This window comes from Mycobacterium sp. NGS34 (genome assembly GCF_059812845.1).
On sequence record NZ_JCALDM010000017.1, the window covers coordinates 1 to 17540 of the forward strand.

General features: G+C 65.1%; 14 protein-coding genes. 2 read left to right on the top strand and 12 right to left on the bottom strand.

The window, feature by feature from the left end:
- The 4 genes from AC5Y7V_RS27290 to AC5Y7V_RS27305 form a co-directional block, all read right to left on the bottom strand.
- Positions 1-753 (bottom strand): DUF5710 domain-containing protein (locus AC5Y7V_RS27290; protein ID WP_499883170.1); only part of this gene is annotated, 753 nt, incomplete at its 3' end.
- Positions 754-1408: 655 nt separating this feature from the next.
- Positions 1409-2788, bottom strand: a complete 1380-nt coding sequence (gene tnpB, locus AC5Y7V_RS27295) for an IS607 family element RNA-guided endonuclease TnpB (RefSeq protein ID WP_499883171.1) — start codon at positions 2786-2788, stop codon at positions 1409-1411.
- A 1-nt stretch (position 2789) separates the two neighbouring features.
- On the bottom strand, positions 2790-3374 hold the full coding sequence (locus AC5Y7V_RS27300) for an IS607 family transposase (protein WP_499883172.1): 585 nt from the start codon (positions 3372-3374) through the stop codon (positions 2790-2792).
- A 153-nt stretch (positions 3375-3527) separates the two neighbouring features.
- The gene (locus AC5Y7V_RS27305) at positions 3528-4907 is read right to left on the bottom strand and encodes a PE domain-containing protein (protein WP_499883173.1); all 1380 of its coding nucleotides are present in this window, start codon (positions 4905-4907) and stop codon (positions 3528-3530) included.
- Positions 4908-5124: 217 nt separating this feature from the next.
- On the opposite strand from AC5Y7V_RS27305, the gene AC5Y7V_RS27310 reads away from it, so the two are divergent.
- Together AC5Y7V_RS27310 and AC5Y7V_RS27315 are read left to right on the top strand one after the other, a co-directional pair.
- Positions 5125-5571, top strand: coding sequence for a helix-turn-helix transcriptional regulator (locus AC5Y7V_RS27310; protein WP_499883174.1), 447 nt, complete (start codon positions 5125-5127; stop codon positions 5569-5571).
- Positions 5572-5705: 134 nt separating this feature from the next.
- Complete coding sequence (locus AC5Y7V_RS27315) at positions 5706-6257, top strand: hypothetical protein (RefSeq protein WP_499883175.1); 552 nt, start codon at positions 5706-5708, stop codon at positions 6255-6257.
- 33 nt (positions 6258-6290) lie between these two features.
- Here AC5Y7V_RS27315 and AC5Y7V_RS27320 read toward each other — a convergent pair whose 3' ends face one another.
- The 8 genes from AC5Y7V_RS27320 to AC5Y7V_RS27355 form a co-directional block, all read right to left on the bottom strand.
- The gene (locus tag AC5Y7V_RS27320; protein WP_499883176.1) at positions 6291-7454 is read right to left on the bottom strand and encodes a PPE domain-containing protein; all 1164 of its coding nucleotides are present in this window, start codon (positions 7452-7454) and stop codon (positions 6291-6293) included.
- 270 nt (positions 7455-7724) lie between these two features.
- On the bottom strand, positions 7725-8495 hold the full coding sequence (locus tag AC5Y7V_RS27325) for a DUF2637 domain-containing protein (protein WP_499883177.1): 771 nt from the start codon (positions 8493-8495) through the stop codon (positions 7725-7727).
- 169 nt (positions 8496-8664) lie between these two features.
- The gene (locus AC5Y7V_RS27330) at positions 8665-9450 is read right to left on the bottom strand and encodes a hypothetical protein (RefSeq protein ID WP_499883179.1); all 786 of its coding nucleotides are present in this window, start codon (positions 9448-9450) and stop codon (positions 8665-8667) included.
- 49 nt (positions 9451-9499) lie between these two features.
- Entirely contained in the window at positions 9500-10696 is a 1197-nt protein-coding gene (locus AC5Y7V_RS27335; protein ID WP_255254593.1) for a DUF1173 family protein, read from the bottom strand.
- Positions 10697-10727: 31 nt separating this feature from the next.
- On the bottom strand, positions 10728-11831 hold the full coding sequence (locus AC5Y7V_RS27340; protein WP_499883248.1) for a DNA-methyltransferase: 1104 nt from the start codon (positions 11829-11831) through the stop codon (positions 10728-10730).
- A gap of 5 nt (positions 11832-11836) precedes the next feature.
- Positions 11837-12658, bottom strand: coding sequence for a DUF4326 domain-containing protein (locus AC5Y7V_RS27345; RefSeq protein ID WP_499883180.1), 822 nt, complete (start codon positions 12656-12658; stop codon positions 11837-11839).
- Between the two features lie 41 nt (positions 12659-12699).
- Complete coding sequence (locus AC5Y7V_RS27350) at positions 12700-14427, bottom strand: hypothetical protein (protein WP_499883181.1); 1728 nt, start codon at positions 14425-14427, stop codon at positions 12700-12702.
- 275 nt (positions 14428-14702) lie between these two features.
- Positions 14703-17510 (bottom strand): ATP-binding protein, encoded by a 2808-nt coding sequence (locus tag AC5Y7V_RS27355; RefSeq protein WP_499883182.1) that lies wholly within the window; start codon positions 17508-17510, stop codon positions 14703-14705.
- Between the last annotated feature and the right edge of the window lie 30 nt (positions 17511-17540).

Consider the following 17540-nt stretch of genomic DNA (forward strand, 5'->3'; position numbering starts at 1 on the left):
GCCCTGCGGCGGCAGCGAATGCGTTGGCCGTGGGCTGGCCGCAGCGGTGCTCCTGCTGAGTGTTTGATCTGCGACGACCCGGCGATAGGAAGCTTCGGGTGGCGGCGTGATATCGATGTCGGCATCAGCAAGGATAGTCAAATCGAGGCGCCAGTCTCTGTCCGATCTGCGCCGCCATTCGGCGTACGCCTCGCGGACATGGTCCTCGGCGTGTTGCCGCGACCAGCCATTCACTGCGATCAGTTGATTCAACGCGTGGTCACGGTGCCCGTTGATCTCGGCCAGTCCGAAGTGCGTGGCCTCATGGCACGGCGTGCATAGGCAGATCAGTCGGACCAACCGTTGGACCTGCGTAGTTGAGTCGTAATGCCACCGCTCGTGGGCTTCCAGCCACACCTCGGCAGCGAAATCTCGTCCCGTACCGCAGATTTCGCACTCCTGATTGGCGCGGCGATAGATCATTCTACGGAGGCGATCCCAGTCGCGTTTATCGACACAGCTGCGGACGTTGGTGAACCAGCATGAGTCGGGAACCAAATCGACAAACAGGTCTGTCCCGCCGAATGATCGATCCTCGCCAGGCAGGCATTCAGGCAGGGGAGGCCGCCCCGCCCAGCGCTGTAGTGATGTCATGCCGCGCCGTGGGGCATACCATGCTCGCTGCGCAGGGTCCCACCACGCGCCCTCGGCTTTGGCGGCCTCTTTTTCCTCGTATGGAACCTCCAGCCAGAGCCGATCAGGACGGATGTTCACGATCAGGCCTCGCTACCGTTGCCTGCCGCCGCACGCTGCAGGTGCGCGCGACTGTGTCGAAGTGTCGGTGCGCGCTGTGCGGCCCGTTTGATTTCGGCATTCCTTCCTCCTAGCGACAGCGAGCGAGTGGAGGGACTCAAGATCAATGCTGTTATCCAAGCACGCTTTTTGCAAGAGGACTGGGTGGAGAAAACCCTCAACGGTGCGCTTGCTGCGGGTTATGAGATTCGCCCTGTTCAGCGATAGTCCGACACAGGTATCCGCCACAACACAGGGGAGAACAAATGATCGCCACCTCTATCGGATGAATGCCAGAGCGGCCACCGGGGCCGACACAATAGCCGACCTCGGTGGCCCTGTCATGGTGGACTCGCCGTGAGTAGAAGCGTCGAGTCGCGTCGGCCACCCAATTGCCTTGCAGCAGCGATCATTCCCATCGCACCAGATCGATCGCCATGATCGACCGAAGGTTTGTCGGGCTCGAGCAGTACCGGGCCGCCTATCAACGTGTGCGAACCCGCCCGCCCGGGACGCCGGCCTGAGTGACGGCGGCGGTGCGCCGGCTGCGTCAGGCATCATGTCTGTTTCTGGGCACCCGGGTGGCGGGGCCGACACGCTGATGACAGAGCCGTTGCGAGTGAGTGATCTTTAGTGGTCACGCGACTCGCACCCCATCTCGGGGTTGTTCCCCGGCCGGATGGCCGGTTCCCTTCCGCGCTTCATCACCACCAGCCGGGCGAGGCCCGGTCTTATGGTCGGCTCCACGCTTGACGGCGGCCCTAACTGGGCCGACGACGCTAACGGGTTCCTCGTAGCGTGCGAGGTTTACAGCGGCGTTTTCGTCGCGCTGATGCGTTGCCGAACACGCTTCGCATTGCCAGTGCTCAGCCCAACCGATGTTCTGGACATGCCGACACACGTGGCAGGTTTTCGACGACGGGAACCACCGGTCGGCCACTATCAGTTGTGACCCGTACCAGCCCGTCTTGTAGGAGAGGTGTCGCCGTGGTGCGCCCAGCGCGGCATCCGAAAGCCCACGTCGCCGGGCACGAGCCCCCGGCACTCCCTTCTGCCGCAGCATGCCCGCCGCATCCAACCCTTCGACAACGATGCAGCCGTGGGTTTTGGCCAAACGTGTTGTCAGGACATGCAAATGATGCGAACGGACATCGTTGACCCGGCGATGCAGCCGGGACATCTCGGTGGTGCGCTCACGGTAGCGTCGTGAGCCTTTCCTGCAGCGCGAGCGGGCACGGGACACGTGCCGCAACTCCTTGAGCGCTGCGTCCAGCGGGCGCGGGTTGTCAACCCGTTCGATGACGGTGCCGTCCGTAGTCGCGACCGTGGCCAGGCGCCGGACCCCGACATCGACACCGACCCGCGAATCGGGCCGTGCCACGCCAGGCCGCAGGGGCCGCTGCACAAGGACGCGCACGCTCGCATCGAACCGGGTGCCATTGCGGCGCACCGAGATCGCCAAAACCCGCGCCCGCCCCTTGCTGATGAGCCGCTCAATCCGGCGGGTGTTCTCCTGCGTACGCACACAGCCGATCACCGGCAGCGTGAGATGCCGTCGATCTGGTTCGACCCGCATCGCGCCCGTGGTGAAACACACCCGGTCAGCGTCGCGGCCCTTGCGTTTGAAGCGAGGGAACCCGACCCATTTCCCTGCACGAGTGCCCGCACGGGAGGTTTGCCAATTCCAGTAGGCCTCGACCGCCCCGGCGATGCCGTCGGCATAGGCCTCCTTCGAGCACTCAGGCCACCACACTTCACCGCTCTCAGCGTTGACGCACACGGTGTCCTTGACGGTGTTCCACCGTTTGCGCAGCACGCGCAGCGATGGCTTCGCCGTCTCGACGCCGGTCGCATGCCAGGCTTCGATGTCGGCTTTCAAGGCCGCGACGGTCCAGTTGTATGCCTTACGCCGGGCACCGAAATGTCTTGCCAACGCGTGGGCCTGCTCGGCGGTCGGATCCAACGTGAACCGGAACGCTTGCACACACCAGCCGTCGGGGATCTCGAAACGCGGCATCTCAGGCCGCCTCCACGTCATCGGACGCCGCGGCCGCCAGTGCACGCTTGGCCCGGTTCTGCGCAGCTCGTTTGCCATAGAGCCGGGCGCACATCGATGTCAAGATCTCGGTCATATCCCGCACCAGGTCGTCATCGACCTCGGCCGAATCGACCACCACCAGCTCACGGCCCTGGGCGGCAAGAGCGGCTTCGACGTACTCAGAGCCGAACCGGCAGAAGCGGTCTCGGTGTTCCACCACGATCCGACTCACCGTCGGGTCACGCAGCAGCGCAAGGAACTTGCGGCGATGCCCGTTGAGTGCCGAACCGACCTCAACAACGACCTTGTCGACAGGAATCAGTTCAGCCGTGGCCCACGCAGTCACCCGCGCTACCTGCCGATCCAGATCTGCCTTCTGATCCGCCGAGGAAACCCGCGCGTACACCGCCGTCCTTGGCCGTGCCCCCGCAGCGCTGGAAGGCGCGTCGACAAGAATCAGCCGGCCCACTTTCCGGGCGGGCACCGGCAACACTCCGGCGCGGAACCAGCGATACGCAGACACCCGCGCAACACCGTTGCGCTCAGCCCACGCCGCCAGATTCATGCATCTGTTCCTACAGCACACCACCGACAACTACCGACCACTCGACCCGCAACAGTTGGCAACCCCTCTGGAGGTCGTCGACGTGTGCCGCGGTCGCGACGTCGACGCCCAATTTCACGATCAAACGACGTTCAGATTCACGATCGAAGTCACTCAGAGGTTGGCGAGATTCAGATTGAGACGGCTGATGCCGATCTCGTCGTCTCCGTTGAGTTTGATGCCGAGGTCGTTGGCGCCGGTGTTGGCCCAGCCGAGCTCCAGGCTGCCGATGTTGGACAGTCCCAGGTTGTAGCTGCCGGTGTTGTCCACGCCCAGGTTGAGGCTGCCGGCGTTGTTGAGTCCGAAGTTGGCGGTGCCGTTGTTGTGGAAGCCAATATTGAAGTCGCCGGCGTTGCCGCTGCCGATATTGAAGACGCCGCTTTGGTTGGGCCCGAAGTTCAGGATGCCGGTGTCGTTGCTGCCGAAGTTGAAGAACCCGAAGTCGTTGTTGCCCGCGTTGAACAGCCCAATCCCGCCGGTCCCGGGATCGAGGAATCCCAGCCCGAAGTCGTTGAGAAGCTGGTGTTCGGCGCCTGAAACCACGCCGACGACCGCGTGTTGCACGCCACCGACGAACCCGTGAACGATCCCGCCGACGCCGCGGACAAGGACGCCGCCGATATCGCCGAGGGCGCCTTGCACGTCGCCTTGGATCGTGCCGGCGATGCTTGGGTTGCCCGAAGGTCCAGTGCCTCCGCCAGGGCCGGGCAGGCCCAGCAGGCCCGCCGCGCCACCGACGCCACCGGGCCCTCCGGCTCCCGGGCTACCGGCGAGTGACCCGGCAGCTCCACCGGTCCCTCCGGTGCCCCCGGCGCCGCCGTTGCCGACCAGCAGGCCGCCGGCGCCGCCAGTGCCTCCTGGGCCGCCGTTGGTGCCGTTGCCGATTATCGATGCGGCTGCAGCCCCGGGGGCACCGCTACCGCCGTTGCCGCCGTTGCCGAGTAAACCTGCTGAGCCTCCGTTGCCACCTGCGCCGTTGTAGCCGTTGCCGCCGTTGCCAATGAGGAGTCCTCCTGGCTGCCCGTTGGGGCTAGCGGGCGTGCCGTTGGCGCCGTTGCCGATCAGAGGCCGTCCCAACAGCACCTCGGTGGGGGTGTTGATGACGTTCTCGATCGGCTGCAGCGCAGGAGTGTTAATGAGATTTTCGGCTGTTTGTAGCGCGGCTGCCGGCGCGGTGTTGACGAGGTTCTCGATGGTCTGTAACGGCGAGACGTTCGCGGCTTCGACAGCGCCGTAGGCTGAGCCGCCGCCGGTGAGGGTTTGGACGAACTGGTGGTGAAACGCCGCCGCCTGGTCGGTGAGGGCCTGAAATTCGTTACCGACGTCGTTGAACAGTCCCGCGATGGCCGTTGACACCTCATCGCCGCCGGCCGCCAACACCGCTGTTGTGGGGCCGGCCGCCGCAGTCCTCGCGTCACCGATGGTCGAGCCGATCGTGGCGATATCGGCCGCGGCCGAAGACAGCTCGTCGGGGACTACGCTTACAAACGACATTTGAATTCCCTTTCATGCCAAAGCAACTAGCGTGATCAGCTCCGCGCCGCGGTGGTCGGTGATACCCCGGAATGTCCCGGGCAGGCGGGAGTCGGCGCAGGATCGCCCTAACGAATACTCTACGTTATAACGACGCGTTAATTCGAGCGGGATTAACAATTTGGGAAGTGTTCAGCCAATGTCGTCTCATGGTCCAAGCAGCCCAGCGCGCGGCGCGATGAGCAGGCGTGTTCTACGCGGCTTTAACCCCACCGAGTTCGTCGCTTTGCGTCTGCGCCGCGGGCTGACCGTGTCTGAGGTGGCGCGATTAGCCGACGTGGCGCACTCGACGGTTCACGCGTGGGAGGCAGGGACACGGACTCCGCAGGTCGATTTTCTGGTGCGGGTGATGGCACTACTGGACGCCCCGATCGCCGACGTCGTGACGATTGAGCCTGAGGAGCGTTACCCCGGAGACTGGCGTGTGATCCGCGGGCTGACCCAGCCTCAGTTGGCGGCGTTGGCCGGCATTGCCACCAATACGCTGCGCGGGATCGAACGAGGCGACCAGGGCCTCACTGACACCAACGCAGCCACTTTGGCGCAGGTCCTGGATATCTCCGTCGAGCAGTACCGGGCCGCCTATCAACGTGCGCGCACCCGCCCGCCCGGGACGCCGGCCTAATCGACGGCGGCGTTGCGCCGGTTGCGTCAGGCATCATGTCTGTTTCTGGGCACCCGGGTGGCGGTGGGGCCCCCCGGTGCTGGCCTTGTCTGGTTGAGGCGAAAGTGTCAGTCCTATCGGCGATCATCGATGACATGGACGACATCGACGACGTGGATGCCCAAGATCCCGAGGGTCCGCACGACCCACCGACTATCGAGGAACTCACAACCCAACTCGAGGATCTCAAGGCGGCATTAGCGAAGGCGAAACGCTCGCTGGTCTGGGAGGCGGTCGCGTGTAGCGCAGTGATCGCGACCGTAGTGGCCCTGATCGTCGGCGCGGCCTGGACATTGTGGCCCGACCAAGGCCCAACCACGGCCGACGATAATCTCGATCAGTTATTGCGCCCCGGTCCGCACTGTTACAACAGCTCGGCGGAGATGGCCGCTGCACGGCAGCGCGCGCTGACTGCGATTGACCGCATCCGCTGGGAGAGGGACTTCACTCAACGCTTTGAGAGCGAGCACCATCAGCCGGCTCAAGAACCCGTCAGCATGATTCCTCCGAACGTCCCCGTCGAGCCGCCGCCCCCGCCACTGCCGATGATCCTCGGCCCCAAGGACCCGGGGGTGCCTGCATCCAGCGATCCGCACCTGTCGATCCGCGACGACCTGTGCTTCGGGATTCCGCGCCCAGTGGTGTGACCAGCGCATTCGACCCGGGCGGCTGGCTGCCCATCAGGCGGGCAGCGTGGCTCCGCTCGGAGGTGCTGGGTCAGCTGGATCCGGGACGATATCGGTCCTTGGCAGCCAAATGCCGGTTCCGGGCAGATATTCCTCGTACCCGTACGGGCCGAGTGCTCCGGGGGGTTTGAACTGCGCATGCGCAAAGTCGCTCGCCGGCACCCACGCGCCGCTGCCTTTGCCCAGTTCGATATAGGGAACCATGTTTCCGTGGCTGTCGGCGACCGCGGCCGGGCCTAATGCCCCTGGCTCCAGGATCTTCAAACCGGGCAACTCATCTTCGCGCACGAAATTGCCTGAGCCGGGGCCAAGTTCGACCCAGCCAGGCCCGTATCCCGGCTGCGCGGGTCCCATTCCATTGGGTCCGCGGATGATCGGGAAGTGCAGCTTATCGCCAGGCTTCCAGTCGACGGCCTTGACGTCGGACGAGTCAGTCGCCGCCCCGCCAGCGATCGGCGGCGCAAGTTTCATCGACTCGGCCAACGACGACAGACCGCCGCTGCTGACCGCAGAGTGGTAGGTGGTCGCCGCCGACGTCGCCTGGGTCTGCTTGTAGGCCAGCTCCTGTGACTTCTGCTGTACCTCAGCGGCATTGGCGCCCCTACTGGACGAAAACCGCTCCAACGCGCCCTGCAGCTCCTGGCGGGCCTGCGCAAACTCCTGCGGGCTCGGTGTGCTGTGCTTAGCGGTCTCGAAACTGGTGGCCACGCTGCGCGCCTGGCTGGCCAGCATCTCGGCGTGATCACCCATTTGGGATAACCATTCACCGTGCAGGCGGGTATTTGCCCCGGCGCGCTGCTTACCGTCATGCCAGCTTACGTCGATCGCGTGGCCGGCCTGTGTGGTCGTGTCAGCCCCCTGGCGAAGTTCAGACGCCGCCTGCTGCCAATGGTTGGCGAACACGTGCAAGCTCGACGATCCTGGCCCCCCGTACAACGCTTGGGCGTGGGCTTCCCCAGGCAGCGGCGCCAGCGCGGCCGGCATTGGCGGAATCGCCGGCACGTCCGGTGAGGGAATATCCGGCAGTGGTATGAGCCCTGTGGCCATGCCCGGATCTGCCCCGTTGGCGATGCCCGCGGCGTTGAGGTCATCCTGAGCGGTCAGAAACGTGGCCGTTCGACACTGCCAACGCGCCGACTTCCCGTACCGCTGAGCCATGGGACAGCAGCGCTGCCAAGGCGGTCGATGCGGCGTTGAGTTGGCTCACCGCGGATAGCGACGTCATGTCTGCACCCGGAGGTTCGGCGGCTGCCGGCGCGTGGGCCTGCGCCGTCCCCGACAACTGGCCAGCTGCAGCGCTCAGCCCCTCGGCGTCGACATGAATGGGCATCGGTTACCCCCTTTCGGAGCTCTGTGGCTCGCGTCTGGCTCGCCATAGACCACGTTCATGCTAGTTGCGATGGTCGCCGGTGCCGGCCGCCTGTTGTGTTATGAGACCTGTGCGAGTGGTTCTTCGCGCAGAACTTGCGCGCTCGCGTCGACAATCTTGCCGACTGTGTGGTGGTGTATGTCCAGGCGGCGCCCGATGTCTCGGTTCGGTAGATTCATCTCGTAGCTCATCTTCAGAACCGACGAAACCTGATCGGCATCAACGTCTTTGAGTGTGATGAGCTGCATAACCTTGTCGGTGAGGTCGTCGTATTGCAACGACGATCCCGAAGGGATGCGGTCGCGGGCCGGCGCAGGGGCCGCGGCAAGCGTCGAGCTGTGTTGTCCTTGCAGGGCGCTGTGCGCGGTGTTCGGCGCGGGCGCCGACGGACCCGGATTCGCCGCCGCCCGCGGCTCTTGGGCTTTCTGCTCGGTCTTGATGCGGCGCACCCGCAACAGGATCGTCAGTCCGTGGATCGACACCACCACGGCGACCGGCGCGACAGCCCCGACCACCGCCCGCAGCGTCCAGGGCAGCTCTTGTCGGGGCGGCAAGATTGCGTGCAAATCATTGCCGACGATGCTGACCAGTAAGCCGCCCAGCAAGACGGCCCAAAAGAAGCGTCGTTCACGGCGATCGTGCATGCACACCACCACACCTAATGTGGCCAGCAGTGTGGCTCCATCAACGGTGCATGGCCATAGCCAGGCTTGCCCCGCGGGCACGTGGCCCCGGGTGGCCACGTCGGCGAGAGCGGTGAAACTCAGCCTGAAGCTGGCCGCCCCGACGAAGATGGCCATCATCACAGCGGCGACGCGGATGAGCAGCACTGCCCAGGGGTGCACTCGGATGCTGTCTGCCATGGCCGATGATGTCCTTTCCCGAATCCGTACAAAATGGGGTACAAGATTTAGCTGCGGTGCCCGGCTGGGTTGGCTAGCGGCGGGTGAGAGTGCCCGCCGCGGTCCCCTTCGTCAGTTGGCCTGGTGTCTGCTGCCGTCATCGCTGCGCATACACCTCAACGCCGCCTGGCTGCGCGGAAGGGCGGTCGCGGCCCGCGGCGCGGCGGCGCGTAAAAAGCGGCGACCGTTGAGGGATGAGCAGCGCGAGACCTGCTGCGATGCTGTCGCTAGCGCCTGCGAGCTCGCGGAGGTACTCTCCTAGCCCGGGGATGTCGTCGGGCACCAACGCCGCTAGTGCGACCGCCAGCGCCTGCAGCTCGTAGCGCGGCATCTGCTGCAGTTCGCGCCAGACGGCGACCGGCGAGGATTCGCCGTGCACGTCACCGACGACCGCCATCGCCCGCTCAAACACACTCTCGCACTGCTTGATCCGGTAACCGCGGCTACAGAACGCGACAGGCAGCCCCTCAACGTCGAGCAGATACCTGATTTCTGCCGCGACCGCCGACTTCACCCCGTCGAGCAGCAGCGCCGCCCGCACGACGGCCTGATCAGTCCACAAGTCATCTCCGGATCGATTCGCCGCCACCCAGCCGTCCTCGATGAATTCGTCGCGGTGCCAGCGCAGGATGGTCACCAGCGAACCTGTGCTGATGCCGAAAAATGCTGCCACATCGGCGATTGTTGGGGCTTTGGCCAAACGTTCGGCCTGTCCGACACGAAGCTCGTCGAGCACATCAACCCTGCTGGCAAGCTTGTCGCGCCGCTGGCGCGCGCGACGCCGAGCTTGTTGCCGGGCCTCTCTCCGCAACGCCTCGCGGTCCTCGGCCTCACGGTCTTCCCGATCGCGGATGTCGACGTCGGAGTCAAAAAGCGCAGTCATTGGCAATCTCCTTTTGTTGTTGACGGTTTTTCGGCCGCGCGATCCTGTCTTAGGACATTGGTGACGGCAGATCCGGCATGTCCTCGTCGGTACGCCAGTTCCACACCGGCAGCCCGGCGAGCGACGCATCGCCATCGGCTTCACACCCGGCAGGACGGTCGATGAAAGCGGCTATCGCCGGCGTGGTGTCGGTGAAAACCAGCGAGGCCAGCGCGGTGGCGCTGCCGTTATACGACAACACTTTCCGAAACGAGCGTTCCTCGTCGATCGCGGTCATCAGCAGGGTGCGGTCGGCGTCGCCGCTGAACGGTAGCCAGTTTCGGTCGGTTGTCATCAGCGACAGTTGTTCGACGTTGGCGTATCCGGCCGCCGACACCGAGAAGGTGCAGATCGCTACCAGCCGCACGTCACCAGCGGCGGCCATCTGCCACAGCTCGAGTTCGGTGGCGAACCGCTTGGTGAGCCTTCGGTGCAAGTCTTGATCGAGGAACCAGGGGTGCCCAGGCTGATGGCGGACTTGCATTTTGAATCCATGACTGGCCGGCTCGATTGCCTTGATCTCGCCCACCCCGATCAGTAATTTGGTGGGCTTTCCCGGCTGACGTCGCGCCGGTGCCCATGCCTTAATCCGGTGCTGCTCGATTTCGGTTTTGCGGTCGGCCGAAAACGGTTCGGGCACAAATAAAGACATGGACAGGGGGTTCTTGCGGACAAGTTTACCGTCCACGGCTGCGCGCAGACGCTGGTAGACGACCCCCCACGGGCGATGTCCAGCGAAACCCGCATGCCAAGTAGTCAGTTCCGCCTCATCCCACAGGTAGTGCAGCACAGCACGCAGCGACAGCTTGTTGCCATCAGCTTCAACGCTGTGTGACGAGGAATCGGAAGGTTCAGGCGCAGCCCGATTTCCGGCCTTCGACAGTGAAAACCCCAGCCGCAGAGCCGTTGTGCCATCGGCAGGGTTGTCGACGATAGACCGCTCAGCCACGGCTCCGTAACCCGACAGCTCGCCCGGCGGCAGCCAGGAGCGACACCGATGATCATGCGCGGCCGCCGTGCCGGGCATCCGTTTGACGATAAGGTCGTGTCCGGCCGCGGCGATATACATCTGCACCCCCGGCGGCTGGCACAAGCACAGCGGCCGCAGCCGCGCAGCTTTCGCTCGACTCAGCAGCTGCTGGGCCGCCGGGGCGTGCACATCGTCAACAACGCTGCCGGCGACGTCGAACGTGCTCGGTATCGTCATGGCCATCGCTCCTGTTCCCTTAACCGATGCGTCAAGCCGGTTCCTCGAAGCCGAGAGCTGCCTGTCTGAGGCGGCTTTTCAGCGTGAGGTCCAGGTAGTCGCAGTTGAGATCGATGCCGATGTAGCGGCGGCCGGTGCGTTGCGCCGCCAGTCCCGTGGTGCCGCTGCCATTGAACGGGTCCAGCACTGTGCCGCCCGGTTTGCAACCGGCCAGGATGCACCGTTGCGCCAACGCGGGCGGAAAGACCGCGAAATGCGCGCCCGGGTAGGGCTGTGTGGGCAGCGTCCACACATCGCCGGGATTGCGTCCACCCAGATGTTGGCTGCTGTGGCGCTCACCGCCTGCATCCATGTGTGGCTGCGGGGCGTGCAGACCGTGCCATGTCCGACCGGGGCGGTGCTGCGGCCGCCGGCCAGCGATCGCGTCGAAGTCCCGGTCCCACGTCAGCGCGCTTTTGCGGGTCGTGGTTGCCGGCTCCCGGATCGGGTCGAGGTCGAACCAATACTTCGGACGTTTAGCGAACAAGAACACGGTCTCGTAGCGGCCAGATAGCCTGTCGCGCACTGATTCTGGCATCGCGTTGGGCTTGTGCCAAACGATCGCGTTGCGAAGCAGCCAGCCATCGTCTTGCAGCGCGAACGCAACCCGCCAGGGAATACCGAATAGATTCTTCGCGGGCGGTCCACCGATCTTGACCGAGCCGGTGCGCCTCGACTTTGGTAAGGCCTGCGCACCACGGTATTGGGTGTGTAGATCAGCGTGTTTGGGATCGTGGCCCTGGTTTCCCCACGATCCGGCATAGCTGTCCCCGAGGTTGAGCCACAGCGTGCCATCGTCGGCCAGCACCCGGCGCAGCTCGCAGAACACCAGTCGCAGATGCGCTACGTATGCGAGCACATTGGGCTCCAGACCCAGGCAGCACTGCATCGCAGGAACGGTCACCTCAGGCACGCCGCTCATAGGCGTAAAGGTCGCCTCGGGCCAGTCCGTCGGCGCAACGCCGTAGTCGCGTAGTGCGTAGTATGGCGGGCTCGTGACGATGCAGTTGGCCGCGCCGGTCTCCATCTGGGCGGCGATATCCAGCGCCGTACCGTGGTGCAGCGTCACCTGGTCGTCGTGGTAATACGCAGACATCGTCGTCACCAGCTCGGCCTTGTGCTGCAACGAGTCTGCGCAGATCGCGCGGTGAGTAGGCTACGCCGAACCAGTACCGACCAAGGCGTGGGCCGGATACCGACGAAGCCGCGGCCCCAGGTGCGGTCGGCAAGGCGATGCGGGTGTGCGAACACCCAGTGATAGACAGCGACGTCGTCGCGGCCTCGTGGCTGGCCCCATGGGCGGCAGCATCCGCGTGCGCGGTGGACGTCCACCAGCGCGGCGGCCCCCAGCCAGCCTTGCTGATTGGTATGCCAACGCGCGTCCAGTCCGACCCGTTGGGCGGCGGTGATGCCCGCGTTGTCGATACGGGTGCCGCCGTAGATCAGCACCGGGCCCCTGTAGTCGGTGGACCACGTCCTGTTCTCAATCGTTTTGCCGCTCAGCGTTTCTGGAACGAGAAGAAGCGACGCCCACGGGCGGCGCAAAGTCAGGCCCATGGCGCATCCTTGAGCCGCATACGGGTTTCGCGGAGGGTTGGCCAGGTCAAGCAGCACGTCTCGATGGCATCCGGGGTCGCCCAGCGCGCACGTGCAGGCCAGGTCTCGGCCGCCGATCGCGCTGATCTGGGCGAGCTTGTGCGGTTGGCCGGCCAGGGTGACCGCGTACTTGATCATCGCGCCGACGCGCTGGTCCTCACTCATGGCCGGTGTGTGGAACGGGTTGGCGAATAGGGTTCCGGCGCTGACCGATACCGCCCCGCGCGGCGGTGGCGCGCCTGCGCGCTGCATGCGGGGCTGAGGGGCGAGATCGGCGACGGTGTGCGCCCAGGGCGCGGGGTGCGCCTGGGTGTCGGTCATCGTCATGGTGGTCCTCCCTGTCGGTGGCATCGCGAGATCGTGTGTCGTTAGGGGCTGGGCGTGATGCGCCGCGGCGGCTGCTCACCGGGCACTGGTGGCGTCGAATCGCTAGGTTTTTGCGCCCGCTCGCTGCCGCCGTTCCCCTGTGCAGGGGCTTGCCGTGTGGGCGGCGTTACCGCAGCCGACCCCGAGCGCCCAGGGGCATGTCCGTTCGAGGTGTCGCGGTGGTGGCGCCTCGCGCCGGCGGCGTGGTGCGCCAGCGACGCCGCGGCCGCCGCAGGCAGCGCGACCTCTGGCGCGGCCACCTCGGCGGCGGTGCGTGCCGCCGCAGCCCGGCCTGCGCCACTAGCCGCCGGTGCTGGCGTCTTGGGGACGGGCGCGGGTGACGATGGTTTGCTTGGCTGCCCGCCGCCGCTTCCCGGGCCGCCACCGCCCGGGCGTGATGGGGTCGGCCCGGGTGCGCTGCCTGCGTGCGGACCGCCGCCGGTGCGTCCGGGCCCGGTGGTCGGTGGATGTCCCTTGCGGCCCGGGGGTTTGAGCCCGGGTCCACCGTGTTCGCCTTGGCCTTGTCCTTGGGCTTGGTTGGTCCGCCGCTTCCTGAGGTCTTTGAGGCGGCTGCCAGCCCTATGAATCGCCCGCGCACCCGAGTCGATGTCATAGGCCGTGCGGGCCGTCCCGCGCGCCAGGCGATAGCCGCCTCGCAGTACCCGCACCGGGCCCGGGATGCCGTGGTCGCCGAAGGCGCGTAGGAGAGCAAAGCGGAAGGCCAGCGCACCGACGACGGCCAGCAGCATCATTACCAGAACTTTGGCCAGCGGCGCCGTCATGCCGATCGTTCCGGGCAGTGTGCCGCGTGTGACCCCGGCCAGGATCAACACCAAGATCCCCAGCCCGACGGTCGCGGCCATCATCTCGGCGCCGTGTAGCAGCACCCGGACGGCTGCTTTCTTCGCGAATTGCCGTGCAGGGCCGGGGAATGCGGCCGCTGCGGCAGCCGGCACCACGATGAACACATTCCAGAAGGCTTTGAACCCGACCCGAAACGCTTCCACGCCCATGTAGTCCAGAGCGAACAGAATCACCAGCACACAGCAGTTACCGATGAAAAACAGCCCCGCGGTGCTGGCATCCAGATGCAGAGCGTGGTTATAGGCTTGCGGAGCGCACGCCCTGATGGCCTGCGCCGCATCGGTGCCGCGCAGCAGTGCACCAGTGTAGACGGAGCTGCAGCCGGGGATGTCGTCGATCAGTTGCCCGAAATTGACCAGCTCCACCAGGTCTCGAACCAAAACGTCGACCATCCACGACGTCAGCGTGTCTAACTGCGCGTTCGTGCCGCCGCCCGTGATCGGCCCATTGTGGTAAACACCTTGCGCCAGGGAAAATCCGAGCGAGCGGCCCATCCCCAAAATGCCGTGGTCGCTGACAAGGTCGCCGGCGGGGTCGCGAAGAAACACCCAAAACAGCACCAGAGCGACAACGCCGCCCAGGATTATGCCGACGCCCGAGCCGAAACCTGTTGTCAAGCAGACAATTCCCCCGACAACGACGGACACCAAGATGCCGCCCTCCAGCAGGTGCATCCGCTGGATCATCGCCTTCATGGTCGCCACAAGCGGCTCTGCGATCGCGCCCAGCCATGCCAGCCACAACACGCCGAGCGCGAACTTGATTAACCAGATCCCGATCGCGCACACACCGATCAGAAACGCCGTCTCCCACGCCAATAGGAAATGCAGTTGGGCATAGGTGATGGAGGTATCCAGCGACGACATGATCGCCGGCCCCCACGACTGCGGGCTGACCCCGAATTCTGGGCCGTTGGCGCCAACCATCTCCATCAACGGCGGCAGCGACACGAAATGCTGGCCGATCGGCACGCCGTCACTGTCATGTAGCCCGGTGAATGACCACGCCGCACCCAACGTATCGGCGGTGGCCACCGGCGCAGTCGCGACCGCCGTTAGCGACGCACCCCAAATCGTCTGCAGGATGAACCACAAGCGCCGTGTCCGGGGCCGCGTATAAAGCCAGCAGGCAACAAGTTCTCTCATGCCGCCCACTGCCCCTGTGCGTCCATGTCGCGGGTGTCGAACGCGGCCCTGAGTTCTGGCTGCACCCGCTGCAGCAGGTTCACCAGCCCGACTCGGCCCAAGTCGTCGAACAGGTAGGCCAATCCACGGCCGGGCTGGATTTGGGTCTGCAGAACCTCGGGGTATTCGTCGGGGTCGATGCCGAGGCGCTTGAACGACGCTTTGGCGTAGTCGCGTTCAGTGGGCTTGAACGGCGTGATGACCCGCATCGGCAAGTTCTGGATCCCGATACCGTCAAAATGCTCGACGTACTGGGAAATAGCCAGCAGCCCGTAACGCTCTTTGCGGCCCTGCAGCCCCATCCGCTCGGCGTCTTTGCGGCCAACCGGCGAGGCGAAATACTCGCGGGCTTCCTCGGTGACCAGAAAGCCGAACGCCCCAGGGCGTCGGTTTGCGCCGGTGTAGGACAGCCGGGTCAGCGAGGCGATCATGCCGTAGATCGCCAAACCCGCACGGGCACGCGGAGATTGCCGCTTGTACAGGTGCAGCTCGTCAGTCTCAGAGGTGGTCGGCAACTCTTGGCCCGCCATATGCCAAATCACTGCGTCTCGCTCGCCGATCGGCGGCGCCGGTAGTGACTCGTCGAACATCGCCCGTAGATAGTCTTTTTCGGAGAAATAGATCAAGCTGTCTGCGAGTTCCTCATACTCGGCGTACGCCTTTCGATCAAGGTCCTTGAAGTAGCGCACCAGGCCGCCGAGACTGTGAGCCACGCCGTCATCGCGTCGCAGCAGGCGACCCAACTGGCGCGCAGGCGGGGACACCGCGTCCATTCCCATCATCGGCAGCAGGTGATCCAGGGTGTGCTCGACGGCCTGTTCTCGTGGAAAGATTTTCAGGCCATCCAGCGACCATCGACTGGTGTAGGGACTGATCACTAAGACGCGGTCACCGTGATGCGCCAGGGCGCGAATCCACTCCCCGCTGGGATCAATGATCGAGGCTTGGTGACCGCGCTTCAACAGCGCATCCGTTACACCTTTGCACGACTCGGACTTTCCGCCTCCCGGGGCACCCAGCCACAGCATGCCCGGCGCGCCGCGGCGGTCTTTGAAGCCCTCGAAGTCCAGCAGCACCGGCCGCCGCCGGCGCGTCGCCAGGTTTTCAGCGAACAAGATACCGGTGTCGTGTCCCAGCGGTGAAGACGCCAGCGGGGCGTAGCGTGCCCACTGCTCGGTGGTGGTGGGCTGCTTGAATTGGCTACGCGGGGCATTGGTTTCACTGCCGGGCTGCCCGATTTGCCACAACGCCGACTGCGCACCGCACCGTGCCGACAACACGGTGCCTAACTCTTCAGCGAAGTGCGTTTTGAGTTGTTGCACAGCGTCGGTGAGGGCCGCGCCGGTCGAGGCCCCCACCGCCAGCACCGTTGTGGAATGCACGCCGCGTTCGAGCTGGCTTGCGCTCAGCGCTTCCTCGTACTCCTCGCCGCAGGCATAGCGTCGCACCAGATCGGCGTCACGCGCTCCCGATGTCTGAAACGACTGATCATCGAGGTTGCGTTGCGCGCGTTCCACCGCGGCCAGCTCCCGCTCCCGGGGCACCGCTGCGACGTGCTGATACCAGTCGACGTCGGCGTCGATGTCGACGTCGTAGGCCGATTGCAGGATCTCTGCGCCCGGGAAACTCAGCCCGCCCCTGGGTAACTCAGCGACCGCCAACATCGTTTGATAGCTCGCACCGGCCGGTCCTCGCAGCACCAGCAGCGGGGCGAACGACGGCCACCAGCGCCGCCACCACCAGCGATGCTGTTTGCGGGTCTGCTGGTCACCCTCGTCGAACTCGACGGGCATCATCGACGCGAAATCATCAGGACCCAGGCGCCGAGGTCCTCCCCGTCCGTGCGGAAAAGGCCGGTTTCGTGCGCCGAGGGTCCAGTGCCGTTCGTAGAGCCACAAAATCTGCTGGGGCGTGGCCGGTGTCGGCGCGAATTGCGCCGGGATTTTCCCTTGGACCTGGGCCGCGAGGTCACGAAGCGCCTCAAGGCTATCGGGGGCATCCTGGTCGCGGCCAATGATGGTCGAGGTCAACTTGGCCAGACCACCGGCCGCGGTGCGTCCCTGCAGCCCAGCATCGAGGGGAACACGCACGCCGAACACCGGCTCGTAGAACGGATTCTCGTTGACGTAGTCTGCCCACTGGCGAACTTCGCGCAGCCACCGCGGTTGGTCTTCACGGCCGGCCAGCATCCGCTGCAGCAACCGATTCGGGTCGACTTTGGGTGACATTCCCCAGAACACGGCCCCGGAAGGAAGTTGACGCACCAGCGGGCGGTGTTCGGCTGCCTTGACCCTTCTTAAGTCGAAAGGCTGCATGCCGCTCGCCTGTTCAGCCAGAATGAAGTCCGCGTAGACACCGCCTTTGGTGAAGACCAGATTGTCGATGACGGCCTTGGGAGGTGACTTCCACGGGTCACCCTTGCCCGCGATGTCGGCACGCGACTGCGTGCCGATGAAGCAGTTCAACAGCCACAGCAGCCGGTATCGTGGTGTTGGCCTGCTGATGGGGATTTGGCGGGCCAGGTAGGTGAGCCCTGCGGTGACCAGCACCCCATACATGCAGATCCATCGCGCATATCCGGCATCGAACCACTGGTACATCGCCCAGCCAGTGGTGCCGGCGCCGATGATGGCCGCCGCGCCATCCCAGGCACCCCACGGACCGAGCCAAATCCTGGTGTGATTATCCAGGTAGCCCAAGCGAATCGGGAAATTGAGCACGTCGGCGAACGACTTCGCCGTCAGTTGCTCCCGCTGTTCTGCCATGTCATAGACCCCCTGCAAGTGCTGCTGTGC